We start from the raw sequence: 25,689 nt of genomic DNA on the forward strand, positions 1-25,689 counted from the left end.
ATAACTACCATATGATGGACAATATAACGGGAATGTGGAAAGGAGGGGTAAGGTGAATTTGGCCAAAAAGGGGCTTAAGTCTCTCGTAATGATGCTGATGCTCATATTTTTGGTTGCCGGCAGCTGGCTTCCCGGGCGGGCATCCGCCGAAACCGGTGAGAAGAGCGGCCCGGTCTATATTATACCGGTAGACCAGGAAATTGAGACGGGGCTTGAGAAGTTCATGCGCCGCGGTTTTAACGAAGCGGCCAAGATGAATGCCGGGCTCGTTGTGCTCGAGATCAACACGCCGGGCGGGCTTGTCGATACCGCCGACAAAATCGGGCAGATGATCCGTGACAGCAAGATCCCTACGCTTGCTTACATTCAAGGCAATGCCGCTTCGGCCGGCAGCTATATCGCGCTGAATGCGGATAAAATCGCCATGAAGCCAGGCAGCATGATCGGTGCCGCCGCCATGGTGGACCGTACGGGAAAACGCGTGGATGATGCCAAGCTGGTCGCGTACTGGAAGTCGAAAATGAGCGCAGCGGCTGAGTCCAGCGGACGGGACAGCAAAATCGCCGAGGGTATGGCGGATATCAACATGGTCGTCGACATGCCGGCGATCGGTGAGAAGAAAGAGAAAGGCGATATTATCGCCTTGTCGAGCGAACAGGCTTTGAAAGTCGGATATGCCGATCATATCGCATCAACGCCTGAAGAAGCGATTCAATGGATGGGGTACTCGGCGGATGACGTTTTCCGGGTCGAGCATACCGGTGCGGAGAAGGTGGCAGCCTTTCTGACACATCCAACCGTAATGATCATTTTGCTGTTCCTGGGGATAGCCGGTGTCGTCATCGAGCTGATGATTCCTGGCTTTGGCGTTCCGGGGATCGTGGGCGTAGTGGCCTTTGTACTGTATTTCTTCGGTAACTATGTGGCGGGCTTCGCAGGATCCGAGACGTGGCTGCTCTTTATTATCGGGCTCATTCTTATGATTCTAGAAATGTTTGTCCCGAGCTTCGGCATCCTAGGTATTCTGGGTGCAGTCAGCCTGATTGCGGGCGTTGTCCGGGCAGCTTACGATACGACGCACGCCTTGTTCTCGCTCGGGATCGCATTTGCGGCGGCCGTCGTGGTCGTGGTGATCGTCGCGATCATATTTAAGGAGAAGGGCATCTGGAACCGCTTCATCCTGAAAGAATCGCTGACCAAGGAGCAGGGCTTCGTTCCGACTGATGCGAAGGAGGATTTGCTTGGAAAATCAGGCGTTAGCGTGACTCCGCTCCGTCCGGCCGGTACCGTGGACGTGGAAGGCGAGCGGATCGACGTCGTAACGGACGGAGAGTTTGTCGCGGCAGGCACACCGGTCAAGGTCGTTCGCGTCGAAGGTGCGAGAATTGTCGTAAAGCCGGAATAATACTGGCTTTTTAGCGAGATTCGTGTAACATGTTGTAAAGAACCTGGAAAGAATGTCACATGAAACCAATTGATTACCTGGAGGTTGATAGGCAGTATGGATGGAACTTCTCTTATCACGGTATTACTGATTGCGGTTGTCATCATTATTGTGCTCAGCGTATTTTTCAGCTTTTTCCCGGTCATGCTCTGGATCTCGGCTTTGGCGTCCGGCGTCCGGATCGGAATTATTACGCTGGTGGCCATGAGACTGCGGCGCGTCACGCCGAGCCGGATCGTCAATCCGCTCATCAAGGCGACGAAGGCGGGGCTGGGTCTTAACATCAATCAGCTGGAAAGTCACTATTTGGCCGGTGGTAACGTGGACCGGGTAGTTAACGCCCTCATTGCGGCCCAGCGCGCCAACATTCCGCTCGAATTTACGCGCGCCGCCGCCATCGACCTGGCTGGCCGCGACGTACTGCAGGCCGTTCAGATGAGCGTCAACCCGAGAGTCATTGAGACTCCGGTCGTAGCCGCCGTTGCGAAGAACGGGATTGAAGTGAAGGTTAAGGCCCGGGTTACGGTCCGTGCCAATATCGACCGTCTCGTCGGCGGTGCGGGTGAAGAAACGATTATTGCCCGCGTAGGCGAAGGGATCGTAACGACCGTCGGTTCCAGTGACATGCACAAGGACGTACTGGAGAACCCGGACTCCATTTCCCGGACCGTATTGGCCAAGGGGCTGGATGCGGGAACCGCTTTTGAAATTCTGTCGATCGATATCGCCGACGTGGATGTAGGCAAGAACATCGGGGCTTACCTGCAGACCGAGCAGGCCGAAGCCGATAAGCGGATCGCCCAGGCGAAAGCCGAGGAACGCCGCGCGATGGCTGTAGCTCAAGAACAGGAAATGAAGGCTCGCGTCGTCGAGATGAGAGCGCGGGTTGTGGAATCCGAATCCGAAGTGCCGCTCGCCATGGCGGAAGCCCTTCGCTCAGGAAAGATTGGCGTCATGGATTACATGAACCTGAAGAACATTGAAGCCGATACCCAAATGCGCGGCTCGCTGGGCAAAATGGGGGATAGCGGAGATGGCGGCGGCAGTCCGAAAAATAACAAGTAGGGAATGAGCATCCATGTGGATCATTGAACACTTTTACTGGATCCTGATCATTGGATTTGCGGTCATCTCTGCGCTGAGCAAAAGAGGAAATAAATCGAAGCAGAGGCAGCAGCCCCGGGGCATGCCCACGTTCGGGGGAGAAGGCCGCCCGTATCAGCGACGGGACGAAGCGGACGATTACGATGAGGACGAGGATGAGGAATACGATGAGGGCCGTCCAGATCCGGCATACGGCTCCCGGCCACGGCCCCAGGAACCTGCCGGCAGAAGGAGCTCTCCGTTCGGATCGTATGATTCGTCAGCCCCTGAACCGCCAGTATATTCCCAAGACTACCGTCCGGCTCCGGACTATGATACCGGCGAAGGAGTATCCTCGATGTGGGCGGAGGAGAAGCCGTCCCCGGTACAGGCTACGCTGGAGGATCGAACCCGTACCATGCAGCAGGAGATCAACAGGGTGAACGCTTCTCTGGACAAAATATCGACGCAAATGGATATGGGGGCTGACAGGGCGGCTGACCGTGAGGCAGCTGTCCCGGTATCCCCTTTGGCCGAGCAGGCCAGACAAGGGATCATCTGGGCTGAAATTCTCGGCCCGCCCCGCTCCAAACGCCCGTTGAATCCGCGAAAATAACGATAATTTAGAAGTGAGGCCTCTTTCGGCCCGGGAAGATCATGATATCTTTTCGGGCAGCGGAAGAGGCTTTTCATTTTGGATCGCACAGCCTGTCCGCTGTGATCTAACGCCGAGAGGCGTTTTTTTCGTGCTGCGCAAGGCGTGTGATCTTATGGCTTGAACTTCCCTGAAAAGCTTCATAAACCGGGCTTTGCGCGCATAAGGTGTAGAGTACAGGAAGGGGGAAGACCTTCGTATGGCCGGGATCAGCCGCAGGCTGCGGAAGTGGACGAACGAAATGCTGGATGTTCCGCAGGACGTTTTGTTCGATCTGCCGCGCATCACTATGGTGGGAAACAAAGAACTCTATATCGAAAATCATCGGGGCGTCCGGCATTTTTCACCCGATAAAATGGTCCTTTCCCTGTCCCAGGGACTGCTCGAGATCGAAGGCTCCGGGCTTATGATCCGGTCGATTCTGCCGGAAGAAGTGATGATCGAAGGATCGGTAACGAACATTAAATATACAGGAACGGAGGAGAGTCCATGAAAATCCCGACGTTAACCCGGGTTCGCGGCTGCGTGCGGATTGCTGTCCGGGGGGAGCATGTGGAGTATTTCATCAATGCATTGGCGGAGAACGGTGTACCGGTATGGGACATCGAGCCCAAAAACGGAAATTTGGCAGAGATGAAGGTGCTGCTGAGGGATTTTCATGCTCTTCGTCCCTTGTTGAAACGGACAGGCTGCCGGGTGCATGTACAGGGCCGGATCGGTTTGCCCTTTACGCTGGTCAAGCTGTATAAGCGCAAGTTTTTTATGGTGGGCATCGTGCTGTTTTTCGTTCTGCTCTTTCTGCTGTCGTCGATGGTGTGGAACGTCAGGGTAACTGGCAACGAAAAGATCGCGACCGAAGACGTGCTCGAAGCGGCGAAGAAGGAGGGGGTCCGCCCGTTCCAGTGGATTTTTCGCTTAGATTCGCCGGACAAGCTGTCGCGTGAGCTGAGCATCCGGCTTCCGGGCACGTCCTGGATCGGGGTGGAGCGCAAGGGCACCACCATTACGATCCAGATCGTGGAGGCGGCCGAACCGCCGAAGCAGCCGCTGACCGACCCGCGCCATCTGGTCAGCCGGACGGACGCGGTCGTCACGAGCATCTATGCGGAGCAGGGTCGGCCGCTCGTCGAGAAGAACTCCCGTGTGAAAAAGGGACAGGTGCTCATATCGGGCATTCTTGGCGTTGATGGCGGAAACACCGAGGTCGTCGTGGCCAAAGGGGAGGTCAAAGGGCTGGTTTGGCACGAATACAGCCTTACGGTTCCGCTGGTCCAGAAGCATAAAGTGTATACCGGGGAACGAAAGACCAAGTCTTATTTTGTGATCGGTGACCGCGCGGTGCAGCTGTGGGGCTACGGAAAGGATCCGTACAAGGCTTCCGAAACGCTAACGGAGCATGATCCTCTAACCTGGCGCTCCTTCAAGCTCCCCGTCGGATGGATGACGGAAAAAGTCATGGAAGTGCGGGAAAGCCAAGAAACACTGACCGTCGAAGAGGCCAAAAAACAGGGATTGGACGGAGCCGTGCGGGATATTTTGGCGAAATATGGGACGGATTCGCAGATCATCAGCCAAAAAATTTTGCATGAGAAGAAAGAGAATGGTAAAGTTTATATGAAAGTGCTTTTCGAGGTGGAAGAGAAGATTGCCGAAGAGCTTCCCATAGTTCACAACCAAGGAGAATGAGGCTATTTGTCAGAAAAAAATCACAGCGCACAAATCTTACTTCAAAGTGCAAGCGAAGGGATGTCCATTTTCGGACCGCAAGACACCTTTCTGAAGATGATCGAAGCGGAGATTCCCGCCCAGATCGTGTCGAGGGAAGCGGAAATTACCGTCCGCGGCAGCGACCGCGACGTACAGGTGCTGACCGAGCTGTTTGAGGTGCTTCTCCAGCTTGTCCGCAACGGTTACATTCTGACCGAACGCGACGTATCCTATGCGATCGACTTGGCGAAGGACTTCCGGGCGGATCAGCTGCTCGACCTGTTCAAGGGTGAAATCACGACCACGTTCCGGGGCAAACCGATCCGGGTCAAGACGATCGGCCAGAAGCACTACGTCACCACGATCCGCAAGCGTGACATTGTATTCGGCATCGGGCCTGCGGGAACAGGCAAGACCTATCTAGCGGTTGTTTTGGCGGTTGCGGCCTTGAAGGAGGGCTCCGTCAAGCGGATCGTGCTGACGCGTCCGGCTGTCGAAGCGGGGGAAAGCCTGGGCTTTCTGCCGGGTGACCTTCAGGAGAAGGTAGACCCGTATTTGCGTCCGCTGTACGATGCGCTCTATGACGTTATGGGACCTGAACAGACTGCAAAGTCGCTGGAACGGGGATTGATTGAGATCGCTCCGCTCGCCTATATGCGGGGACGGACGCTGGATGATTCTTTTATCATATTGGACGAGGCCCAGAACACGACACCTGAACAAATGAAAATGTTTCTTACCCGTCTTGGGTTCGGCTCGAAGATGGTCATCACGGGCGACGTAACCCAGATTGACCTGCCGAGAGGCAAGAAGTCCGGGCTGGTTGAAGCCAAGTCGATCTTGAGCGGCATTGAAGAGATCGGGTTTGTGCAGTTCGCCGAGCAGGATGTCGTGCGTCACTCCCTAGTGCAGAAAATCATTGTTGCTTACGACAAAGCTGCAGAAAACCAAGATTAGAGGGGATTATCTTTATGACTTCGAAAGAAGCGTCATCAGGCAAATCTTTCTCAACTAAAAATATCGGATGGAAACATAGCGCGGCAACCCGCTATGTTCTCTTTTTATGTCTGGCCATTCTGTTCTACGTGAGCCTGGCGCCGGATCTGCTTCCGGAAAAATACAATATTCAGGTCGGCACGCACAGCGAGAAGGAAATTACGGCGCCGATGCAGATTCCGAACAACAAAGCGACCCTGAAGGCGCAGGAGGAAGCTGCTGAACGCGTGCAGCCGATTTATACCATCGTTCCGATCCGGAACGACAGCCTGATCGCCTCGCTGCTTGACCGGATCGACAAGCTCAATCAGGACGACCAGGTTTCCCGGGAGGACAAGGTGGCGATCTACCGTCAGGAGATTCCGCAGCGCGCCCAGGACTTTGTGCAGAACTACGTTAATAATACGCGGAGTTCGGGTACCTATTCCGAAGCGCTGCTGAACGAAATGCTGAGGGTGACCAACCAGCAGGTCTATAAAATTCCGGAAGAGACCTTCATCAAAATCCCGCGTCTGACCTCTGCCGATATTACCGAGATGAAGCCGGTGGCGCGTGAAATCGTATCGCGGCTGACCAACGACCAGATCGTGGACGCCCAGACCGCAAGGGCCAAGGTGGCCGAGCTGGTCAGCACGAGCTCTCTGAGCCAGCGCACCGCGCGCGAGGTAGTGCAGGAGCTGTCGAAGATCGCGATTACGGCCAACAAGTTCTATGACGAAGAGGCGACGAAGGAAGCCAAAGTTCAGGCCCGGGAAAATACCCCTACGGTATATATCAAGCAGGGCGGCGTGCTTGTCGCCAAAGGCGAGCTGATTACGGAAGAGCTGTACAACCTGCTGGATGATAACGGCCTGCTCAAAAATGACGTCAACTATTGGCCGCAGTTTGGGCTGCTGCTTTTGTCTCTTCTGCTGGCCTTAGGACTCATGATGTTTATCCGGCAGCTTAACGGGGGCAAGTTTGGGTATAACAATTCCCAGCTGCTGATGCTTGTTCTTATTTTTATTATTACGATCGTTTCCATGCATGTCGCCGGCATTTTGCAGAGCAGCGAGCGCCCCTATCTGGGCTATTTGGCGCCGGTTGCCATCGGTTCGATGCTGGTCACGCTGCTGCTGGACATGTCGCTCGCGTTTTTCTGCGCCATGATCTTCAGTATTCTATCCAGCGTCATCCTGAATGTGCATCAGGGGCAAATGTTTGATTTTAAGTTCGGCTTGTTCTCGCTGATCGTATCCTACGTGGCGATTTTTACGATCCATAAGGCAAGCCAGCGGTCGACCCTGCTGAAGGGCGGGATCATGGTTTGCTTGTTCGGCTCGTTGACTGTATTTTTGATTAATTTGATCGACAATGATGACTGGCAGCAAATGTCGACGCTGTACGCGCTGGGGTTTGCCTTTGCAGGCGGACTGCTGACTGCGATTCTGGTCATCGGCCTCATGCCGTTTTTTGAGGTCACGTTCGGCATTCTGTCAGCCCTGAAGTTGGTGGAGCTGTCGAATCCGAATCACCCGCTCCTGCGTAAGCTGCTTACCGAAACGCCGGGAACGTACCACCACAGCGTCATGGTTGGCAATTTGTCGGAGGCGGCGGCCGAAGCGATCGGCGCCAACGGGCTGCTGTGCCGGGTCGGATCGTATTACCATGATATTGGGAAGACGAAACGGCCAAGCTATTTTATAGAAAACCAGAACAATATGGAGAACCCCCACGACTCGATCGATCCGAAGCTGAGCAAGTCGATCATTATTGCGCATGCGAGGGACGGGGTCGAAATGCTCAAGGATTATAAGCTGCCGAAGCCGATTCGTGATATCGCCGAGCAGCACCATGGCACCACCTTCCTGCATTTCTTCTACCACAAGGCGCTTCGTCTGGCGGAGGAGCAGGGCAAAGAGCCGGATTTCACGGAAGAGGATTTCCGTTACCCCGGTCCGAAGGCTCAGTCCAAAGAGTCGGCCGTCATCGGTATCGCGGACAGCGTCGAAGCTGCCGTGCGGTCCCTCCGTAATCCGACCGTCACTCAGGTGGAATCGGTGATCGAGAAAATCATCAAGAGCCGGCTGGACGATCACCAGTTTAACGAGTGCGATCTGACGATGAAGGAATTGGATATTATCGCAAAGACGCTGAAAGAAAGCGTCATGGGGATTTTCCACTCCCGGATCGAGTATCCGGAAGAGATTAAGAAAACGAAGATGGATGAAGAGAATAGAAGGAGCGGTTGAAAGATGGGTCTGCATCTGGCTTGGAACAATGAACAAAATGAGCATCCGGTCAGCGATGAGCTGATTGCCACGCTGGAGGTCATCCTGCAGAAGGCGGGAGAAGCGGAAGGCGTGGAGGACGGCGAAGTGGCGCTCACATTCGTCGACGATAAGCAGATTCATGAGCTGAACCTCGAGTACCGAGGCATCGACCGTCCGACGGACGTCTTGTCCTTCGCAATGAACGAGAGCCTGGACGAAGAGCTGGACATCGTGTATGAGCTGGAAGAGGACGAGGAGCTGCACGATATGCCGGAGGTGCTCGGCGACATCATTATCTCCCTCGACCGGGCCAAGGCGCAAAGTGAAGAATACGGGCACTCCGTGGAGCGTGAAATCGGCTTCCTGTTCGTTCACGGATTTCTGCACTTGCTCGGGTACGACCATCAGGATGCGGAAAGCGAAGCGGAGATGATGGGCAAACAGGAGGCTGTCCTGGCCCAGGTGGGGTTGACCCGGTAATGGCCAAGCGCTCCTTCCTTGCTTCATTCAGTTATGCCGCGGAAGGAATCGGATACGCATTGAAAACCCAGCGGAACATGCGGTTTCATGCCGTGGCGGCGGTTGTGGTCATTGCCGCTGCCGCCCTGCTGCAGCTGACGTGGCAGAGGTGGCTGTTCCTGCTCGTCGCGATCACGTTGGTGATGGCCGCCGAGCTGCTGAACACCGCCGTCGAGGTCGTTGTGGATATGGTTTCACCGGAGCCGCATCCTATGGCGAAGGCGGCGAAAGATACCGCGGCCGGCGCAGTGCTACTGACGGCCATCTTTGCCGTCGTCGTCGCCATAATTGTGTTCTATCAGCCTGTCGCAGCATGGCTGGGAAGTCAACATTAGAAGTTACAGGAGGAATCATACTATGGACACAGCTCAATTAATGCAAGAAGCGATCAAGGCACGGACCAAGGCCTACACCCCTTATTCCCACTTCGGCGTAGGAGCGGCCCTGCTTGACGCCGAGGGCCATATCCATCACGGCTGCAACGTGGAGAACGCGGCATACGGGCCGACCAACTGCGCGGAACGGACCGCGCTGTTTCGCGCTGTCGCAGACGGACATCAGCCGGGCAGCTTCCAGGCGATTGCCGTTGTTGGAGATACCGAAGGTCCGATCTCGCCGTGCGGCGTGTGCCGCCAGGTCCTGGTGGAGCTGTGTGCTCCCGACATGAAAGTCATCATGGGCAATTTGAAGGGGGACATCCAGGAAACCACGGTGCGGGATCTGCTGCCGGGTGCGTTTGGACCTTCCGACTTGAAACACAGTGACAACGAATAAGCTGCACGATCTATTGGAATACACACATATAAAACCTGGGGCCCCATCTTTGGCAGCCGGTGAGCATCAATGCTTCGCCGCGGTACGAAGAATGCGGGCCCTGATGGTCTTCCTGCTTAAGGAAGCATTATAGGAGGGTAATGACTTACATGGCGAAACCGTCATTCAAATCAGGCTTTGTAGCCATTATTGGCAGACCGAACGTGGGGAAATCGACGCTGATGAATCAAGTCATCGGCCAGAAAATCGCCATCATGTCGGATAAACCGCAAACGACGCGCAACAAAATTCACGGCGTATATACGACGGATCACTCCCAAATCGTGTTTCTTGATACGCCGGGTATTCACAAGCGCCAATCCAAGCTTGGCGATTTCATGAACAATACCGCACTGAATACACTGCAGGAGGTGGAGGCCGTACTGTTCCTGGCCGATACGTCCGAAGGATTCGGGGGCGGCGACCGCTATATCATCGAGCAGCTGAAGAAGGTGAAGACGCCGGTCATTCTCGTGCTCAACAAGATTGACAAAATCGAACCTCCGGCGCTGCTTCCGATTATCGAGGAGTACCGCAAGCTGCATGATTTCGCCGAAATCGTGCCGATTTCGGCCATGCTGGGCAATAACGTGAACACCTTGCTCGAGCAGGTGGAGAAGTATTTGCCCGAAGGGCCGCAGTACTATCCGGAAGATCAGGTCACGGACCATCCCGAGCAGTTCGTCTGCGCGGAGCTGATCCGGGAGAAAATTTTGCATATGACCCGCGAAGAGGTTCCGCATTCCATCGCGGTCACGATCGAAGATATGCGCGTGCAGGACAACGGCGTCGTGTATATTTCGGCGGTGATTTTCGTGGAACGGGATTCGCAGAAGGGTATCATTATCGGTAAGCAGGGCTCGCTGCTGAAGGAAGTCGGCAAGCAGGCGCGGCAGGATATCCAAAACCTGCTTGGCTCGAAAATTTTCCTCGAGCTGTGGGTAAAAGTGAAAAAAGACTGGCGCAACCAAGAGCGGATTCTTCGCGATCTGGGCTTTAACCGCGACTAGTGAGCATCCGATGCCAGGCGGGGGAATCCCGGCTTGGCAGGAATTGCAACACATAGTTTCACGGCTTTCGTAACATCCTATTTTTTGAAGATGCAGACTCCATTTCCGAAGAAAGGATGAATACGAATGCGAGATTTTTCGTGGAAGTATTTTGCGATGACTGGAGATGTGGATGCTTACTTGCTCTATAAACAGGCCGCCGGCATGACGGCGGATGAAGCGGAGACGGCGGCTGCGACGCAGCTGCTGGATGAGACGGATACCTATGAAGAGAACGAATGATCTTTGGCTGCTCCGGGAATGGCTGGGGGAAGAAGCATGCTATACAGGGTGGAAGGGATCGTCATCCGCAGCATGGACTACGGCGAAGGGAACAAAATCATTACGATTTGCACCGAAAACGCGGGTAAAGTAGGCGTACTTGTCCGTGGCGCCAAAAAGGTGAAAAGCCGCCATGCTGCACTGACACAGCTGTTTACGACAGCGGAATACGTATTTTTCAGAAACGGCACGGGACTCGGCACGCTGAATGCAGGGGAAATTATGCAGTCCCATCATGTGCTGCGCGAGGACATCGTTCTTGCCGCTTATGCCTCCTACGCCTGCGAGCTGCTTGACCGCGTGCTGCAGGATGAGGAGACGGGGAGCTTCTGGTTCCAGCAGCTTAAGGCGTGTCTAGACGCGCTGGAAGATGGCAAAGACCCCGCCGTCATTATCAACTTGTATGAGATGAAAATATTGCAGACTGCAGGATACGGTCCCGAACTGTCATCCTGCATTTCTTGTGGAAGGGATATTTCACCACAGGAGGAACGGTATTGGGTAAGTCCGCGGCTCGGAGGCGTACTGTGCCGGGCGTGCAAGCACCTGGATTCTCAGGCCATGGGGATTTCGCCCCGGACGATGAAGCTGCTGCGTCTGTTTGCCCAGCTGGATTTGCGGCGCCTCGGCCACGTCGATGTGAAGGAAGAGACCAAGGCGGAGCTGAAAGCCGTCATGCGGGCATTTATGGATATGCAGCTGGGGCTGAATTTGAAGTCGCGGGGTTTCCTCGATCAGATGGAGAAGTACGGGCTGTAGGATCTGTTGCAGGAGATCTTGACTATCGGAATCATTTCCTGTAGTATATATTAAGTTTCTAATTAAATTGTCTGACACGCAATGATCGAAGAAGTAGTGGGTCTTCCATTCCTGTTAGCGAGCCGGGGAGGGTGCAAGCCTGGCGGAAGGAATCCATGAACCGGCACTTCGGGAGTGTGAAATGAAATCGGAAAAGTGGGTTGTTCCTGGCTCAAGCGAGGGGCAGCCAAGTAGGGTGGAACCGCGGGATCAGCTCTCGTCCCTATGTCTGTACAACAGGCATAGGGCGGGAGCTTTTTGTTGTACAGAAATGTGATCATTATTGACGGGTATCCGTCCATTCCCCCCAATTTTCAATGAAGGAGAGTCGTATATGAACTTTCAGCAGATGATTCTGACGCTGCAGCAGTTCTGGGCCAATCAGAATTGCATTATCGTGAATCCCTATGATACGGAAAAAGGGGCCGGCACGATGAACCCGATGACGTTTTTGCGTTCTCTCGGACCGGAACCCTGGAAGGTAGCCTATGTAGAACCTTCCCGCCGGCCATCGGACGGCCGTTACGGGGAGAACCCGAACCGGCTCTATCAGCACCACCAGTTCCAGGTGATCATCAAGCCGAGCCCGGACAACATTCAGGAGCTGTATCTCGACAGCCTGAAGGCGCTCGGAGTGGATGCGCTCGACCACGATATCCGTTTTGTCGAGGACAACTGGGAGAACCCTTCGCTAGGATGCGCGGGTCTCGGCTGGGAAGTATGGCTGGACGGTATGGAAATTACCCAGTTCACATACTTCCAGCAGGTGGGCGGTATCGAAACGAACCCGGTCGCCGTGGAAATTACCTACGGGATGGAGCGCCTGGCTTCCTACATTCAGGAGAAGGAAAACGTATTTGACCTGGAGTGGGTTGACGGCATTTCTTACGGTGATGTGTTCCATCAAGCGGAAGTGGAGCATTCCACGTATACGTTTGAAGTGTCCGACGTGAAAATGCTGTTTACGCTGTTCAACATGTACGAGCAGGAAGCAGGCAAGGCGATGGAGCGGAATCTCGTATTTCCGGCATACGACTACGTCCTGAAATGCTCGCACACGTTCAACCTTCTCGACGCAAGGGGAGCCATCAGCGTTACGGAGCGTACCGGCTATATTACGCGGGTGCGCAATCTGGCCCGCCAGGTGGCGGCAACCTACATGGAGGAGCGCGAGAAGCTCGGCTTCCCGCTGCTGAAGAAAGGAGGCGACCTGAATGTCTAAGGACCTGTTGTTTGAAATCGGCCTGGAGGAAGTGCCGGCACGGTTTTTACGCGCAGCGATGGAGCAATTGGAAGAACGCATGGTGAAATGGCTGGAGCAGTCCCGGATCGCCTACGGCGAAGTTCACTCCTACGCAACCCCCCGCCGCTTGGCCGTGCTTGTTAAATCGGTAGCGGAGAAGCAGGAGGACGTGCAGGAGGAAGTGAAGGGCCCGTCCCGCAAAATCGCCCTCGACGAGAACGGCAACTGGAGCAAAGCCGCGCTTGGCTTCGCCCGCGGACAAGGCGTAGATCCCGAGCAGTTTACGTTCAAAGAGCTGAACGGCGTGGAATACATTTACGTCACGAAGAGCAGCAACGGTGTTGAAACTTCTGCGCTGCTGTCTGAGGCACTGCTCGGCATTCTCTCTTCGATGACATTCCCTAAGCATATGCGCTGGGGCAGCTATGAATATAAATTTATCCGTCCGATCCGCTGGATTACAGCCCTGTTCGGCACAGACGTCATTGATTTGGAAGTGACCGGCGTGAAGTCGGGCAACGTGACCCGCGGCCACCGTTTCCTCGGAACGGAAGCCGTCGTGCCGGAAGCCGGCGCTTACCAGGAAGTATTGCGCGGCCAGCACGTCATCGTAGACGTGAAGGAACGCGAAGGCATGATTCTGGAGCAGATCGAGTCGCTTGCTGCAGAGAAAAACTGGACCATTGCGGTCAAGGACGATCTGCTGGAGGAAGTGCTGTTTCTGGTGGAAACCCCGACGGTGCTCTTCGGAACATTCGATCCGTCCTTCCTGAACATTCCACAGGAAGTACTGATCACGTCGATGCGGGAGCATCAGCGTTACTTCCCTGTTCTGGACGGCCAGGGGCAGCTGCTGCCGTTCTTCGTAACGGTGCGCAACGGCGACAAGCGGTCGCTTGACGTGATCGCCAAAGGGAACGAAAAGGTGCTTCGCGCCCGCCTGTCGGACGCCAAGTTCTTCTATGAGGAAGACCAAAAGCTGGAGATCAAGGACGCGCTCTCCAAGCTGGAAAGCATCGTCTTCCACGAGGAAATCGGCACGGTTGGCGATAAGGTCCGCCGGATCCGCCGTATCGCCGACCAGATCGGAGAAGCGCTGCAAATTTCCGGCACGGACAGCGAATCGGTAAGCCGCGCTGCGGACATCTGCAAGTTCGACCTCGTTACGCAAATGGTGTATGAATTCCCTGAACTGCAAGGGGTCATGGGCGAAGACTATGCCCGCAAAGCCGGCGAAAGGGAAGACGTGGCCAAGGCGGTATTCGAGCATTACCAGCCGCGTTCGGCATCGGACGACGTTCCGTCCAGCCTGGTGGGTTCCATCGTCAGTATTGCGGACAAAATCGACACGATCGTCGGCTGCTTCTCGATCGGCATCATCCCGACCGGCTCCCAGGACCCTTATGCGCTGAGACGCCAGTCCCAGGGCATCGTGCAGATTTTGCTGGCTAAGCAGATGCCGCTCACGCTGTCCCAGCTGTTCGACATCGCGCTCGGCGTGCATGCAGAGCTTCGCAGCTTGGACCGCCAGCCGGACGACATCCGCAAGGATCTGGCCGAGTTCTTCAGCCTCCGCGTGAAGAAACTGCTCTCCGAGACGCTCCGCTACGACGTGGTGGACGCGGTCATTTCCGCCGGATTCGACGATGTCATCTCCGTTGTATCCCGCGGGGAAGCGCTGATGCAGGCGGTTAACAGCGGAGACGACTTCAAGACGACGGTTGAATCCTTCAACCGGGTCAGCAATCTGGCAGCCAAAGCGGAAAAGGCAGAAGTTCAGGAGCCGCTCTTCGTGGAAGAGGCCGAGTCTAATCTGTTCCGCGCATGGCAGTCCATCACCGCCGATTACCATGCAGCGCTGTCGGAGCGGGATGGCGCCAAAGCCCTTGCGCTTCTTGCCGACATTAAGGAAGCCGTTACGAAGTTTTTCGATTCCGTCATGGTCATGGCCGAGGATGAGCGGGTCCGGGCTAACCGTCTGGGTCTATTGGCATCGATCGACCGCGATTTGAAGCAGTTTGCCGATTTTAACAAGCTGGTATGGTAAACCTGTAAAGGTTTCGGGTAAAAGAATACGGAAGCGGGACGAAACAAATCGGTCCCGTTTTCGTATCTTTTTCATGTATATAGATTGAACTGAAGTTTTTCATTCAGCTTCCTGTTTTATTTTTCTTTAGTTCATTCTATGCACCCAAAAGTTTCCTGCACCACTGTCAGAAGTTGTAATGTCCGTCCCGGAAGGATTTTTATAGGACAGGCTCGTATATAATAGTACGGAATACCAAGAATGACAGGTGGGCTCGAATCGGCTATGGATGACAGACAAATCGTTGTGGACGGCGATGCCTGTCCGGTGAAACAGGAGATTGCCGCAGCAGCTAAGGCTTTGGGCGTTCCCGTGCTGATGGTCTCTTCGTTCGATCACTTGATCCAGGCCGGGGAGGGTGTGCGGACCGTTCAGGTGGACCGGAGCGATCAGAGCGCCGACCTATACATCGCCAATCATATCCGCCGGGGGGACGTTGTGATTACCCAGGACTACGGACTGGCCGCCTTGGCCTTGTCGAAACATTGCTATGTGCTCTCCTTTCGGGGCATGCAGTTTCATAACGAGGACATCGAGTTTATGCTCGACCGCAGGCACCATCAGGCCAAAGCGCGTAGGAGCGGCAAGCATTCCAAAGGTCCGAAACCGATCACGGCGGAGGATAAAAGAATTTTTCAACAGAAACTGACAAAACTTTTGCGGGATTTGCAGGAGAACGTATAACGATAGCGAATTATATTTTACGTGCAAAAAGAGATGAAGGTGGTTATGATGAGTGCCGGACATGGAAGCATTCCGGAGAAGGTCATCGACGCGGTGCTGGAGCAGCATGATATCGTCGATACGGTAAGCAGGTACGTTCATCTGACCAAGCAGGGGAAATACATGAAAGGCCTCTGCCCGTTTCATTCGGAGAAAACACCGTCTTTCACGGTCACGCCTGAGCGGCAAATCTTTTACTGCTACGGCTGCGGCAAGGGTGGAAATGCCATCAAATTCAGGATGGAAATCGAAGGATTATCTTTTCCCGAAGCCGTTAAAGTCATGGCGGAAGAGAGCCACATCGCGGTACCGGAAGGGCTGGGGGGACCGGCGCATCAGCCGAATCCCGAGAGAGACCGCCTGCTTCAGGCCTACGAATGGACAGCGAAGTTTTATCACTATTTACTGAAAAATACGGAGCATGGCAAGGCAGCCATGGATTATTTGCGGCAGCGGGGCTTCACTGACAAGATGATCGATTTGTTCCAGATCGGATACGCTCCGGATACGTGGAATACGCTGGTCCAGTTTCTGTCCAGGCGCTCCTTTGATCTCGAAGAGGCGGAGAAGGGCGGATTGCTGACCAAGCGCAGTGACGGCGGGGATTACTTGGACCGTTTCCGGGACCGGATCATGTTTCCGATCCATGACCGCAGCGGCAAGGTGATCGCTTTCGCCGGCAGGATTCTCGGCGAAGGGCAGCCGAAGTATTTGAATTCGCCTGAAAGCAAGCTCTTTAACAAAAGCCGGACGCTGTACAACCTGCATCAGGCCAGACCGTCCATTCGCAAATCGCGGCAGATCGTTCTTTTTGAAGGATACGGGGACGTGATCTCGGCATGGGAGGCAGGGGTTCAGAACGGCGTAGCCACGATGGGGACGTCCTTAACGGAGAATCACGCCTCTCTGATGAAGACGATGGCGGACGAAGTGCTGGTGTGTTACGACGGAGACCGGGCCGGACAAGCTGCGGCAATGAAGGTGATTCCGCTGCTTGAAAACGTAGGGCTGAACATCAGGATCGCGGTGCTCAGCGATGGGCTGGATCCTGACGAATTCATCCGTAAATACGGGGCGGAACGGTTCATGCGGCAGATTATCGAGGGCGCCGTTTCAACTACAAAATTTAAGCTTATATATCTGAAAAAAAACCATATACTCCTAGAAGAAGATGGAAAAATCGCCTACACGAAGGAAGTCCTGCCCATCATCGCGGTGCTGCCTTCTTCCACCGAACGGGAAGTATATTTAAGGGAATTATCTTCAGAATTGCAGCTTTCCTTTGACAGCTTGAAGCAGGATTGCAACGAGATCCGCCAGTCGATGCAAAAAAACATGCCGGATGGGGATAATAACGACAAAAGGTGGAATAATGGTAGGCATAAAAAAGGGCATGTTCCCGCCCCGACATTACTGCCGGCTTATCATACCGGAGAACGTCGCCTTTTAGCCATGATGCTGCAGGATGCCGAGGCCGCCCGCTACGTGGAAGAACGGCTTGGGGACGCGTTTAACATTGATGATCATGCAGCGATTGCTGCTTATCTATATGCCTATTATGCACAGGGCAAATCACCGGATATCAGCCGGTTTATGTCGTCGCTCCACGACGATCGCCTCGAGAAAACCGTCAGCTCCATCTCCATGATGGATATGCCGCGGGAGTGGAGCGTGCAAGAGCTGGATGATTGCATTCGGGAGGTACAAAAGGTCCCGCAACAACGGAAAATAGAGCAGAAGAAAGAAGAAATGATATCTGCCGAACGGTCCGGAGACTTTTTGCGTGCTGCACAAATTGCAAGTGAGATTATAGCCCTAGAGAGACAGTAATCGTTGGCTTCGATGGTTTCTAGGGAGGAGGGAGTCGAAATATGGCGAATGATCAGCATACTGAACTAGAGACAGAATTTACGCTTGATCAGGTAAAGGATCAGCTGATTGAGCAGGGTAAAAAGAGATCGTCACTGAATTACAAAGATATTATGGAAAAACTATCGCCGTTCGACCAAGACCCTGAACAGATGGATGAGTTCTATGAGCATCTGGGCGATTTGGGTATTGAAGTGGTCAATGAGAATGACGAGGAAGTCAGCAATTTGCGTCAAGGCGACGACCATGAAGGTAGCGACAACGACGACTTTAATTTTGACGATGACCTGTCTTTGCCGCCAGGCATTAAGATCAACGATCCCGTACGGATGTATCTCAAGGAAATCGGCCGGGTGCCTCTCTTGTCCGCTGACGATGAGGTGGAACTGGCTAAGCGGATTATGAACGGGGACGAGGAAGCGAAGCGCCGGCTGGCTGAAGCGAACCTGCGTCTCGTTGTCAGTATCGCCAAACGCTACGTCGGCCGCGGGATGCTCTTCCTTGATTTGATTCAGGAAGGCAACATGGGCCTGATCAAGGCCGTTGAGAAATTTGACCATAATAAAGGGTTCAAATTCAGTACGTATGCCACTTGGTGGATTCGCCAGGCCATTACGCGCGCGATCGCGGACCAAGCGAGAACGATCCGGATTCCGGTTCATATGGTGGAAACGATCAACAAGCTGATCCGGGTATCCCGTCAGCTGCTGCAGGAATTGGGGCGCGAACCAACGCCGGAGGAAATCGCGGCCGAGATGGAACTCAGTGTGGAGAAGGTTCGGGAAATCATGAAGATTGCCCAAGAGCCGGTGTCGCTTGAGACGCCGATCGGGGAAGAGGATGATTCCCACCTGGGGGATTTTATCGAGGATCAGGAGGCGCTTGCTCCTGCGGATGCGGCGGCCTACGAGCTGCTGAAGGAACAGCTGGAAGACGTGCTCGATACGCTGACTGAACGTGAGGAGAATGTGCTCCGGCTTCGTTTCGGTCTGGATGACGGCCGGACCCGGACGCTTGAGGAAGTGGGCAAAGTGTTTGGCGTTACCCGTGAACGGATTCGCCAAATCGAAGCCAAAGCGCTCCGGAAGCTTCGCCATCCAAGCCGCAGCAAACGGCTTAAGGATTTTCTCGAATAGCGAAACCAACTTGGACCTTCTGCGGCGTGCCGCCAGCAAGGTCCTTTTTTTAGATATAAGATTGGATATAAGCATTGGAGGTTGGGCTTTCTTATATCGCAGCGAGCAGGCTATGTATTTCTTAGGCTTCGGCCGGACAGCCTGCTTGTAAGTTCTGTTTTCTTTTAGAATTATTTCCTTAATTTGTTTTTATTTTAGCGCTTTTAACGAGCCAATGCAAATGATCTGGACATTTATCCAAAGATTGGAAGTGTGTTTTTCAGGGGGCCGCTTCCGCTTCTGCCGCTGCCGATTTGCAGAAAGGACCTGCCGTTTGGTAGGGTAAAGGAAGGGATAAAAATAACTGATGGTGACGGTGGACATATGAAATTATCAAGAAGATTACAGCTTATTATGGAGCAGATTCCCGATGGAAGCCGCCTCGCGGATATTGGCTCGGACCACGCGCTTCTGCCGGTAGCAGCCGTTGAGGCGGGGCGAGCTATAAAGGCTGTGGCGGGAGAAGTCAATCAAGGCCCGCTACAGGCGGCGGCCAAGCAGGTAGCCGAAGCTGGACGGGGCGAGGACATTTCGGTGCGGCTCGGAGACGGTCTGGCGGTCATTTCGCCGGGGGAAGTGGATGTGATTACGATCGCCGGCATGGGCGGGAGCCTGATCGCGAGCATTTTAAACGAGGGGCAGGACAAACTGTCCGGGGTGAAGCGGCTCATCCTGCAGCCGAACGTCGGCGAAGATTTGCTGCGCCGGTGGCTGCTCGATCATGCCTGGGTGCTGGTGTCCGAGATGATTATCGAGGAAGACGGCAAAATATATGAGATTTTGACAGCTGTACCGGAGCATTCATCACCCCTACGGTCGAATGAGGAGTTGTACCGGGAGCGCTCATGGAAAGCCGGGGAAGCCAGCGGGGACGTAATCCTTTCGAGGGAGCTGTTGATCCGCATGGGTCCTTGGCTGCTGGAGCAGCCAAATGAAGTGTTTGTGGCCAAATGGCAGGGCGAACTGGTAAAGATGGAAGGCATCCTGAAGTCCGTGTCGTCCTCCAAGCTACCTTCTGCTGCAGCCAAGGCCAGAGAACTGACCGAGGAAATGAAACAAATCAGGGAGGTGCTTGCATGTTTGCAAAAGGACAAACGGTAATTCAATATATGGAGCAGCTGGCCCCCAAGCACTTGGCGGTGCCGGACGACCGGATCGGGCTGCAGCTGGGCAGCCTGCAGAAGGAGATCCGGAGCGTGCTGGTGGCGCTGGATGTCAATGACGAGGTGGTCGAGGAGGCTATTGCGATGGGCGCGGATTTGATCGTAGCGCATCACGCCATCATTTTCCGTCCGCTCAAACAGCTTCAGACCGACACCCCGATGGGAAAAATGTATGAGAAGCTGATCAAGCATGACATCGCCGTCTATATCAGCCACACCAATCTCGATATTGCCGAGGGAGGCATGAACGACTGGATGGCTGAAGCGCTTGGCATTGCCGACGGCGTACCGCTGGATGAGGTGCATGCTGAGAAGCTGTACAAGCTCGTCGCGTTTGTTCCGGCCGCCAATGCAGAGAAGGTCCGGACCGCCATGCTGGACGCAGGAGCGGGTGCTATCGGTAATTACAGCCACTGCAGCTTTAACGTGCAGGGCACGGGCACCTTTTTGCCACAGGAAGGAACGGAACCTTATATCGGCAAGCCAGGGAAGCTGGAGCAGGTGGAAGAGGTTCGGATCGAGACCATTGTCCCCCAGGGGATCCGAAACAAGATCGTTCAGGCGATGATCAAGGCGCATCCTTATGAAGAGGTGGCTTACGATCTGTATCCGGTTGACTTGAAAGGGCGCAGTTACGGGCTTGGCCGGGTAGGGAAGCTTCGGGAACCGGTGACGCTGGCCGAATTCGTCGACGTGGTCAAGGAAAAGCTGGATGTGCCGCATGTCCGGGTCGTTGGCGACTTGAACCGTAAGATCGGCAAGGCCGCCGTTCTTGGCGGATCTGGCAGCCGCTACGTGAATTCCGCGATATTCCGGGGGGCTGACGTGCTCGTGACCGGAGACATCGATTATCACACCGCGCAGGATGCGCTGATGGCCGGGATTGCCCTGATCGATCCGGGGCACAATGCCGAGAAAATCATGAAGGCCAAAACAGCCGAATGGCTGCAGGCCAAGCTGTCGGACGGCCGCTATGATACGCAAGTTGCCGCGTCCCAAATCGACACCGAGCCGTTCCGCTTTATGTAAAAACGGTAATTTTCGTTAAATTAATAGGCATTTGCCATTGTGTCCGACGGCAATTCCTAGTATAATATTTTTTGTTGTCCGGAAAGTTTGACAGACAATCGCTGGCGGCGCGTAAGGCGCCGCGAGAGGAAAGTCCGGGCTCCGTAGGGCAGGGTGCTGGATAACGTCCAGTCAGCGCGAGTTGAAGGATAGTGCCACAGAAATGGACCGCCGATGGCTGCTGCTTGCAGCAGCACAGGCAAGGATGGAACCGAGGTGTAAGAGACCCCGAGGAGCGTTGGTGACTTCGTTCCTGGTAAACCCCACCTGGAGCAAGACCTAATGGAACGCAGCTTCTTCGAGAAGCAGCCTTTGCCCGAGGCGCGTTCGGGTTGGTCGCTGGAGCCAATCAGTAATGGTTGGCCTAGATAGATGATTGTCGCTTATCCGTGGGAGGGTAGTTCCCGAATGCACCACGACGAGCACAGAACCCGGCTTACGTAAAACTTTCCTAACTGCCAACAGTTCTTATTAGGATGACGTAATCAAGGCGGTATCCCGTAATTTTACGGGATACCGCCTTTTTGCCGTCCGATCACCGGGCCAAGCCTGTTTTAGACGGATACCTTTCAGCTAAGGACAAACGTACAATCCCGATTAGGATCTCCATAATAGACTATATTAAATTTATGAAGGGAGATGCTTATCGAATGAGCCACTGCTTTAATTGTCCTCCTGCAGATCCGGTTTATACCGATCCGACTGTGGTTTATCAAGATTATTACTATCCGCAGGTCGTTCCGATTGTCCACACGGTTGAAATTGTAAAAAGACATCACTGTGTCCCCGTCCCTAAACACTGCTATAACTATGTCGTTCGCGACGAAAACATTATAGGTACCGTTTCCGCTTACAGAGGTCCGAAACGCGCAGCCCGCAAGTCGAGAGCCAAACGTACACGGTAACTCGTGCTCTAAAAAAGGCAACCCGCTCCTGATAGGGGCGGATTACCTTTTTTTGCCGGAATTTATTTGGTTTTCATGCTCTCACTGCCCATGATCGAATTCATCTGGTTCTGTACATGCTGAGGCCACAACTGAAGCGGAGAATTGCCGCCACCTGCTGCCTGCAGCGCTCTATAGATATCAATTTGACCGTTGCCGTAATATTTGTCATGTCCTTTCGGCCCAAGATCAATGGTGCTTTGGCACATAATGTCCATCACTTGTTTATTGGTCAAGTCCGGGTTCCGCGAGCGGATCAGCGCGGCCATGGCAGCGACATGCGGACTGGCCATCGACGTACCGGACAGGGCGGCGTACTGGTTACCCGGATAGGTGCTGGCAATGCTCGTCCCTGGCGCGGCTACGTCGATATAATCCCCGTAATTGGAATAGGAGGCTTTCTTCATGTTCGCATCGGTCGCAGCAACGGCGAGTACTTCGGGATAGGCCGCAGGGAAGCCCGGCCGCTCGGTGTTGTCGTTCCCTGCCGCGGAAACGAGCACGACGTCCTTGTCGTAGGCGTATCTCACCGCATCGTGCAGGAACTGGGAATCGGCGTAGTTGCCCAAGCTCAGATTAATGACTTTGGCTCCATGATCCGCCGCCCAGATGATGCCTTCCGACACCGAATAGGTCGTGCCCGATCCGGATTTATCGAGCGCCTTCACCGGCAATATTTTGTTATACCAGCTGATGCCGGCCACGCCTTCATTATTGTTGACGACGGCCCCGATGATGCCGGCCACATGCGTGCCGTGACCTACATCGTCCAGCGGGTCGCTGCCGGGATCCACGACGTTGTAGCCGGACAGCAGCTGGCCTTGAAGATCCGGATGGTTAATGTCTGCACCGGTGTCCACGATACCGACAATAACATCGTTGCTTCCTTTGGATAAATCCCAGCCCTGGTTCGTTTCGATCGCTGGGAGGTTCCACTGGTACTTCGCAAACAGCAGGTCATTCGGCACGTTCGGAAGGCTGCCTGTTTCCGGCACGGTATCGTTGGTTAAATATAAATAATGCGGTTCTACATAATGCGGATTCCAGTGGTTTAAGAAATATACCTTCAACTGGCTGTAATCCATCGTACTGGAACGGAAGACGTAAGCATATCCGAGTTTTCGGGCGGATTCCGCTTTGACGTCACCTTTGATCCGGTTCATCTCGTCCGGAGACGGGTCCTGGCGGAAGCGGACGACGATTTCGTTCTCGTAGAAGTGGCTTGCGTTTTCGTTATCATGTCCCGTCTTGACGGTCAAATCGCGCAGCGTGTCGGCGTGAACCGATTCGACTTTAAATTTGCCCTCTCTCGGGTAAGGGATCAGCCGCAGGTTTTTCTTCTGATGATTTTCCACGTCGAGCAGTATTTTTTGATTCATTAAGGCGATGACGCTCTGATTGCTTTTGGCCGACGGTTCTGCGATGACGAAGTACTGCTTGCCCGCCATTTTGAAGGAGGGGGACTGGTACGACTGGTGATTCTTTACCTGCTGCTTGGCTATACTTAAATAATGATCCAGCCTTTTCCTGTCCTGGGAGGTCCAAGAGTCTTCTTTTTTGGCAAATTTAAGCGGTTGATTCAGCTTAGGATCCTGCCACACCAGCATGGAAAAATGGTCATGAGTTTTCTGCAAATTCCGTACATAATCGGTAATCTGCTTTGGCTTTGCGCTGCCCAGATTGTTCATCATCGCCGTCAGATGCTGTCTCGCATCCAGCCGGGTCAAATGGTCGGTTGAAGCGATATCCTGCGCCATCATGCTGTTCTTTAAACGATGCTCCTGATGCGGAGCCGGAACCGGAGGGGATTCGGCGGCCTGCTGCCGGCTGTCCGAGCGCGGGAGCAGCAAAAATAACGCGAGCGCGCCGCAAACGGTTGCCGTTCCGATGCCCACCCATTTTCCTTTCGACATAAAAAGTACCTCCTTGAGAATGATAAGTACCTTTAGCGTGAGAAATGGGAAGCTATTTTATACCCCGGCGGCCGACTCAGGCAAAAACCTGCTCAATTCGTCCAAATCGTGACCAGAAAGGGATACCGTTCCAGTTTGTTTTATGTTAGGATAGTACATGAAAATTGATCCTTGTTTCAAACGATGGTGATGAAATTTCGGATCCTCTCCAGGACCGAAAGGAACAAATTAAGGGGGAGCTAATTAGCTATGTCAGCAGGTAATGTTCAAAAATTGTGTGAGACCACGAAAGAGAAGCTGAAATCCGCGATCGAGAAACTGGAACAATTCCTCAATGAGAATTCGATTCCGCAGCTTGCGCCAGACAATAATGAGGAAACGCTGCAATTTTACAAAGGATTTTTGTCTGACCTGCGGCATCTTCTGGTTTTCTCCGAAGTATCAGCCGAGAAACTGGGAATTGCGTTGCGCCGTGCCAATTTTGACACTGATTTTGCTGAAAAAGCTCTCTATAATGTGTATCATCATTGCGTTAACAACTTCTTTTATCCGAAAAGCGAAAGCTATTCCGAAGATGGGCGTTATGCATACACGGGACAGGACGCTATCCGTTTCCGGGTAAAACCGGTTCGGCCGGTAAGAGACATCATTCTCGATATCACCAAAGTATATGAAGAGCTTCGGGACGATCTGACTTATTACGAAAGCGATTATTTAACGGAGCGCCGGATGCACAACCAGCGTTCGCACGCTTAAACCTTATACGATTACACCAAAGATGCCTGATGATGGCATCTTTTTTTATTTTCCTCATGACGACCATCAACTGACAAGATGCAGCAGGGATACGCCGATATGGAGCAGGGGACAATGAAGCTTGAGGTGATAAATAATGAAGGATCCAAGAACCTACGTAAAATGCAGCGTCAGCAACTGCAGCTACTGGGGTGAAGAGAACGTCTGCAAAGCCGAGCAAATCCTGATCGAAATCGACAAGCACGCCTCCGCCAAGTACAGCGAGGAGTACGGCAGCGAGCTTGGAGAGCACAAAGACCGGGCTGTAAATTCTTCGGCTACCTGCTGTCTGACCTTCAAGCCCAAAACTTCTTAATTCAAGCGCCCGACTTCATTTATGCACTTATCCATTTGTCGTGAGGAGGCTTCTAATCATGGATGAATTCAACAAACGAGAGCAGGAACACAAGACGGACAGCCCATTCGCAGGACAAGGAATCACTCCCGTTTCAACGAATAACGTTTCCCGCACGAATCACCGAGAAGAATATGCAGCTGAAGCGGGTACTACTCCCTCTGCAACCCGGGATAACGAGTTCCGGCAGGCGATCGCCACACGGATCCGTACCGATTACCCGCGCAGGGACGCCCATAAAGAGGAGTATGCCTCAGAGGTAACATCCCCTGAAGTCACAAGCCGTGAGGCCGGATATTCGGTCCGGGACGACCGGAAGGCGGATGCCGCTGTGAAGAGAACGGATTTGTACAAAAAAGACCGCGAGGAGTACGCGGCAGAAGTAGCTCCAGCACCATCGGTCCGCAGGGACGAGGTCCGTACCTCGGATGATGCCGAAAACCGGAACGCCGTTCAAAACTATGGACGTACAGCCGGTTATGTCGGTGTAGGCTTCGGCGTCCTGTCCTTGTTTATGTGGTCCATTATCCTGGGCCCGCTGGCTGCGGTCATCGGCTTTTATGCGTACAGCCAAGGCAGCAAGGTATGGGGCGGATGGGCGATGGGACTCGGCATTTTGGCGACGATCAGCTACTTTGTGCTGGTTCCATTCGCACGGTAAATCAAACGGGCATAAAGCGTCTTTGGCCGCTGATGAAGCGGCTGAGGGCGCTTTTTTCATGTCAGCGTTTTTTGGAACAGGTCTGGCGCAAGACGG

24 protein-coding genes and 1 other RNA gene are annotated in these 25,689 nt (G+C 53.9%); 24 read left to right on the forward strand and 1 reads right to left on the reverse strand.

Annotation, left to right across the window (positions count from 1 at the left end):
* Positions 1-88 precede the first annotated feature (88 nt).
* The 21 genes from K2F33_RS16710 (at position 89) to rnpB (ending at position 21,379) form a co-directional block, all read left to right on the forward strand.
* Positions 89-1,405, forward strand: coding sequence for an NfeD family protein (locus K2F33_RS16710; protein ID WP_412974002.1), 1,317 nt, complete (start codon positions 89-91; stop codon positions 1,403-1,405).
* A gap of 96 nt (positions 1,406-1,501) precedes the next feature.
* The gene (floA, locus tag K2F33_RS16715) at positions 1,502-2,509 is read left to right on the forward strand and encodes a flotillin-like protein FloA (RefSeq protein WP_076169800.1); all 1,008 of its coding nucleotides are present in this window, start codon (positions 1,502-1,504) and stop codon (positions 2,507-2,509) included.
* A 13-nt stretch (positions 2,510-2,522) separates the two neighbouring features.
* Positions 2,523-3,143, forward strand: a complete 621-nt coding sequence (locus tag K2F33_RS16720) for a hypothetical protein (protein ID WP_076169801.1) — start codon at positions 2,523-2,525, stop codon at positions 3,141-3,143.
* A gap of 238 nt (positions 3,144-3,381) precedes the next feature.
* Positions 3,382-3,675, forward strand: a complete 294-nt coding sequence (gene yqfC / locus K2F33_RS16725; RefSeq protein WP_076169802.1) for a sporulation protein YqfC — start codon at positions 3,382-3,384, stop codon at positions 3,673-3,675.
* On the forward strand, positions 3,672-4,868 hold the full coding sequence (gene yqfD, locus K2F33_RS16730) for a sporulation protein YqfD (protein ID WP_076169803.1): 1,197 nt from the start codon (positions 3,672-3,674) through the stop codon (positions 4,866-4,868). Before yqfC ends, yqfD begins: the two co-directional genes overlap by 4 nt.
* A 60-nt stretch (positions 4,869-4,928) precedes the next feature.
* Positions 4,929-5,846 carry a PhoH family protein gene (locus tag K2F33_RS16735; protein WP_373309598.1) on the forward strand — a complete coding sequence of 306 codons (918 nt, stop codon included), beginning with the start codon at positions 4,929-4,931 and terminating at the stop codon, positions 5,844-5,846.
* Between the two features lie 14 nt (positions 5,847-5,860).
* A complete protein-coding gene (locus tag K2F33_RS16740) occupies positions 5,861-8,116 on the forward strand; it encodes an HD family phosphohydrolase (RefSeq protein ID WP_076169805.1) in 2,256 nt (751 codons plus the stop codon).
* A 3-nt stretch (positions 8,117-8,119) separates the two neighbouring features.
* Positions 8,120-8,617 carry an rRNA maturation RNase YbeY gene (gene ybeY / locus K2F33_RS16745; RefSeq protein WP_163879560.1) on the forward strand — a complete coding sequence of 166 codons (498 nt, stop codon included), beginning with the start codon at positions 8,120-8,122 and terminating at the stop codon, positions 8,615-8,617.
* Positions 8,617-8,991 (forward strand): diacylglycerol kinase family protein, encoded by a 375-nt coding sequence (locus K2F33_RS16750; RefSeq protein ID WP_263882250.1) that lies wholly within the window; start codon positions 8,617-8,619, stop codon positions 8,989-8,991. Before ybeY ends, K2F33_RS16750 begins: the two co-directional genes overlap by 1 nt.
* Positions 8,992-9,013: 22 nt before the next feature.
* Positions 9,014-9,430: a cytidine deaminase gene (locus K2F33_RS16755; RefSeq protein WP_076169808.1), complete on the forward strand. Its 417-nt coding sequence runs from the start codon at positions 9,014-9,016 to the stop codon at positions 9,428-9,430.
* 149 nt (positions 9,431-9,579) lie between these two features.
* Positions 9,580-10,479, forward strand: coding sequence for a GTPase Era (era, locus tag K2F33_RS16760; RefSeq protein ID WP_145023573.1), 900 nt, complete (start codon positions 9,580-9,582; stop codon positions 10,477-10,479).
* A 126-nt stretch (positions 10,480-10,605) separates the two neighbouring features.
* On the forward strand, positions 10,606-10,761 hold the full coding sequence (locus tag K2F33_RS16765) for a YqzL family protein (RefSeq protein ID WP_076169810.1): 156 nt from the start codon (positions 10,606-10,608) through the stop codon (positions 10,759-10,761).
* Between the two features lie 36 nt (positions 10,762-10,797).
* Positions 10,798-11,559, forward strand: coding sequence for a DNA repair protein RecO (recO, locus tag K2F33_RS16770; RefSeq protein WP_116229508.1), 762 nt, complete (start codon positions 10,798-10,800; stop codon positions 11,557-11,559).
* A 373-nt stretch (positions 11,560-11,932) separates the two neighbouring features.
* Positions 11,933-12,820: a glycine--tRNA ligase subunit alpha gene (gene glyQ, locus K2F33_RS16775; protein WP_076169812.1), complete on the forward strand. Its 888-nt coding sequence runs from the start codon at positions 11,933-11,935 to the stop codon at positions 12,818-12,820.
* Entirely contained in the window at positions 12,813-14,888 is a 2,076-nt protein-coding gene (gene glyS, locus K2F33_RS16780) for a glycine--tRNA ligase subunit beta (RefSeq protein ID WP_263882251.1), read from the forward strand. The genes glyQ and glyS overlap by 8 nt, the downstream gene beginning before the upstream one ends.
* 264 nt (positions 14,889-15,152) lie before the next feature.
* The gene (locus K2F33_RS16785) at positions 15,153-15,611 is read left to right on the forward strand and encodes a YaiI/YqxD family protein (RefSeq protein WP_263882252.1); all 459 of its coding nucleotides are present in this window, start codon (positions 15,153-15,155) and stop codon (positions 15,609-15,611) included.
* 48 nt (positions 15,612-15,659) lie between these two features.
* On the forward strand, positions 15,660-17,480 hold the full coding sequence (gene dnaG / locus K2F33_RS16790) for a DNA primase (protein WP_076170145.1): 1,821 nt from the start codon (positions 15,660-15,662) through the stop codon (positions 17,478-17,480).
* Positions 17,481-17,521: 41 nt separating this feature from the next.
* Complete coding sequence (rpoD, locus tag K2F33_RS16795; protein WP_076169815.1) at positions 17,522-18,655, forward strand: RNA polymerase sigma factor RpoD; 1,134 nt, start codon at positions 17,522-17,524, stop codon at positions 18,653-18,655.
* 363 nt (positions 18,656-19,018) lie between these two features.
* Positions 19,019-19,795 carry a tRNA (adenine(22)-N(1))-methyltransferase gene (locus K2F33_RS16800; protein ID WP_263882253.1) on the forward strand — a complete coding sequence of 259 codons (777 nt, stop codon included), beginning with the start codon at positions 19,019-19,021 and terminating at the stop codon, positions 19,793-19,795.
* Positions 19,771-20,886 carry a Nif3-like dinuclear metal center hexameric protein gene (locus tag K2F33_RS16805; protein WP_263882254.1) on the forward strand — a complete coding sequence of 372 codons (1,116 nt, stop codon included), beginning with the start codon at positions 19,771-19,773 and terminating at the stop codon, positions 20,884-20,886. The genes K2F33_RS16800 and K2F33_RS16805 overlap by 25 nt, the downstream gene beginning before the upstream one ends.
* A gap of 82 nt (positions 20,887-20,968) precedes the next feature.
* Positions 20,969-21,379: RNase P RNA component class A (gene rnpB / locus K2F33_RS16810), an RNA gene on the forward strand.
* A 513-nt stretch (positions 21,380-21,892) separates the two neighbouring features.
* Here rnpB and K2F33_RS16815 read toward each other — a convergent pair.
* The gene (locus K2F33_RS16815) at positions 21,893-23,782 is read right to left on the reverse strand and encodes a S8 family peptidase (protein ID WP_089548203.1); all 1,890 of its coding nucleotides are present in this window, start codon (positions 23,780-23,782) and stop codon (positions 21,893-21,895) included.
* A gap of 249 nt (positions 23,783-24,031) precedes the next feature.
* Between K2F33_RS16815 and K2F33_RS16820 the strand changes: the two genes are divergently transcribed.
* The 3 genes from K2F33_RS16820 (at position 24,032) to K2F33_RS33640 (ending at position 25,593) form a co-directional block, all read left to right on the forward strand.
* On the forward strand, positions 24,032-24,538 hold the full coding sequence (locus K2F33_RS16820; protein WP_076169820.1) for a YpuI family protein: 507 nt from the start codon (positions 24,032-24,034) through the stop codon (positions 24,536-24,538).
* Positions 24,539-24,674: 136 nt separating this feature from the next.
* Entirely contained in the window at positions 24,675-24,893 is a 219-nt protein-coding gene (locus K2F33_RS16825; protein WP_076169821.1) for a DUF1540 domain-containing protein, read from the forward strand.
* 58 nt (positions 24,894-24,951) lie between these two features.
* Positions 24,952-25,593 carry a hypothetical protein gene (locus K2F33_RS33640; RefSeq protein ID WP_318672617.1) on the forward strand — a complete coding sequence of 214 codons (642 nt, stop codon included), beginning with the start codon at positions 24,952-24,954 and terminating at the stop codon, positions 25,591-25,593.
* The last annotated feature ends 96 nt before the right edge of the window (positions 25,594-25,689 follow it).

Origin of the sequence: Paenibacillus sp. PSB04 (genome assembly GCF_025809195.1) — a bacterium.
GTDB lineage: Bacteria > Bacillota > Bacilli > Paenibacillales > Paenibacillaceae > Paenibacillus_AQ > Paenibacillus_AQ favisporus.

Bases quoted from the DNA above. Each gene is read 5' to 3' on its own strand.
- K2F33_RS16785 (WP_263882252.1), top strand. From the start codon at position 15,153: ATGGATGACAGACAAATCGTTGTGGACGGCGATGCCTGTCCGGTGAAA.
- K2F33_RS16825 (WP_076169821.1), top strand. From the start codon at position 24,675: ATGAAGGATCCAAGAACCTACGTAAAATGCAGCGTCAGCAACTGCAGC.
- yqfC (WP_076169802.1), top strand. From the start codon at position 3,382: ATGGCCGGGATCAGCCGCAGGCTGCGGAAGTGGACGAACGAAATGCTG.
- K2F33_RS16750 (WP_263882250.1), top strand. From the start codon at position 8,617: ATGGCCAAGCGCTCCTTCCTTGCTTCATTCAGTTATGCCGCGGAAGGA.
- glyQ (WP_076169812.1), top strand. From the start codon at position 11,933: ATGAACTTTCAGCAGATGATTCTGACGCTGCAGCAGTTCTGGGCCAAT.
- era (WP_145023573.1), top strand. From the start codon at position 9,580: ATGGCGAAACCGTCATTCAAATCAGGCTTTGTAGCCATTATTGGCAGA.
- recO (WP_116229508.1), top strand. From the start codon at position 10,798: ATGCTATACAGGGTGGAAGGGATCGTCATCCGCAGCATGGACTACGGC.
- K2F33_RS16815 (WP_089548203.1), bottom strand. From the start codon at position 23,782: ATGTCGAAAGGAAAATGGGTGGGCATCGGAACGGCAACCGTTTGCGGC.
- K2F33_RS16710 (WP_412974002.1), top strand. From the start codon at position 89: ATGATGCTGATGCTCATATTTTTGGTTGCCGGCAGCTGGCTTCCCGGG.
- rpoD (WP_076169815.1), top strand. From the start codon at position 17,522: ATGGCGAATGATCAGCATACTGAACTAGAGACAGAATTTACGCTTGAT.
- K2F33_RS33640 (WP_318672617.1), top strand. From the start codon at position 24,952: ATGGATGAATTCAACAAACGAGAGCAGGAACACAAGACGGACAGCCCA.
- ybeY (WP_163879560.1), top strand. From the start codon at position 8,120: ATGGGTCTGCATCTGGCTTGGAACAATGAACAAAATGAGCATCCGGTC.
- K2F33_RS16820 (WP_076169820.1), top strand. From the start codon at position 24,032: ATGTCAGCAGGTAATGTTCAAAAATTGTGTGAGACCACGAAAGAGAAG.
- yqfD (WP_076169803.1), top strand. From the start codon at position 3,672: ATGAAAATCCCGACGTTAACCCGGGTTCGCGGCTGCGTGCGGATTGCT.
- K2F33_RS16805 (WP_263882254.1), top strand. From the start codon at position 19,771: ATGTTTGCAAAAGGACAAACGGTAATTCAATATATGGAGCAGCTGGCC.
- floA (WP_076169800.1), top strand. From the start codon at position 1,502: ATGGATGGAACTTCTCTTATCACGGTATTACTGATTGCGGTTGTCATC.
- glyS (WP_263882251.1), top strand. From the start codon at position 12,813: ATGTCTAAGGACCTGTTGTTTGAAATCGGCCTGGAGGAAGTGCCGGCA.
- K2F33_RS16735 (WP_373309598.1), top strand. From the start codon at position 4,929: ATGTCCATTTTCGGACCGCAAGACACCTTTCTGAAGATGATCGAAGCG.
- K2F33_RS16755 (WP_076169808.1), top strand. From the start codon at position 9,014: ATGGACACAGCTCAATTAATGCAAGAAGCGATCAAGGCACGGACCAAG.
- dnaG (WP_076170145.1), top strand. From the start codon at position 15,660: ATGAGTGCCGGACATGGAAGCATTCCGGAGAAGGTCATCGACGCGGTG.
- K2F33_RS16800 (WP_263882253.1), top strand. From the start codon at position 19,019: ATGAAATTATCAAGAAGATTACAGCTTATTATGGAGCAGATTCCCGAT.
- K2F33_RS16740 (WP_076169805.1), top strand. From the start codon at position 5,861: ATGACTTCGAAAGAAGCGTCATCAGGCAAATCTTTCTCAACTAAAAAT.
- K2F33_RS16720 (WP_076169801.1), top strand. From the start codon at position 2,523: ATGTGGATCATTGAACACTTTTACTGGATCCTGATCATTGGATTTGCG.
- K2F33_RS16765 (WP_076169810.1), top strand. From the start codon at position 10,606: ATGCGAGATTTTTCGTGGAAGTATTTTGCGATGACTGGAGATGTGGAT.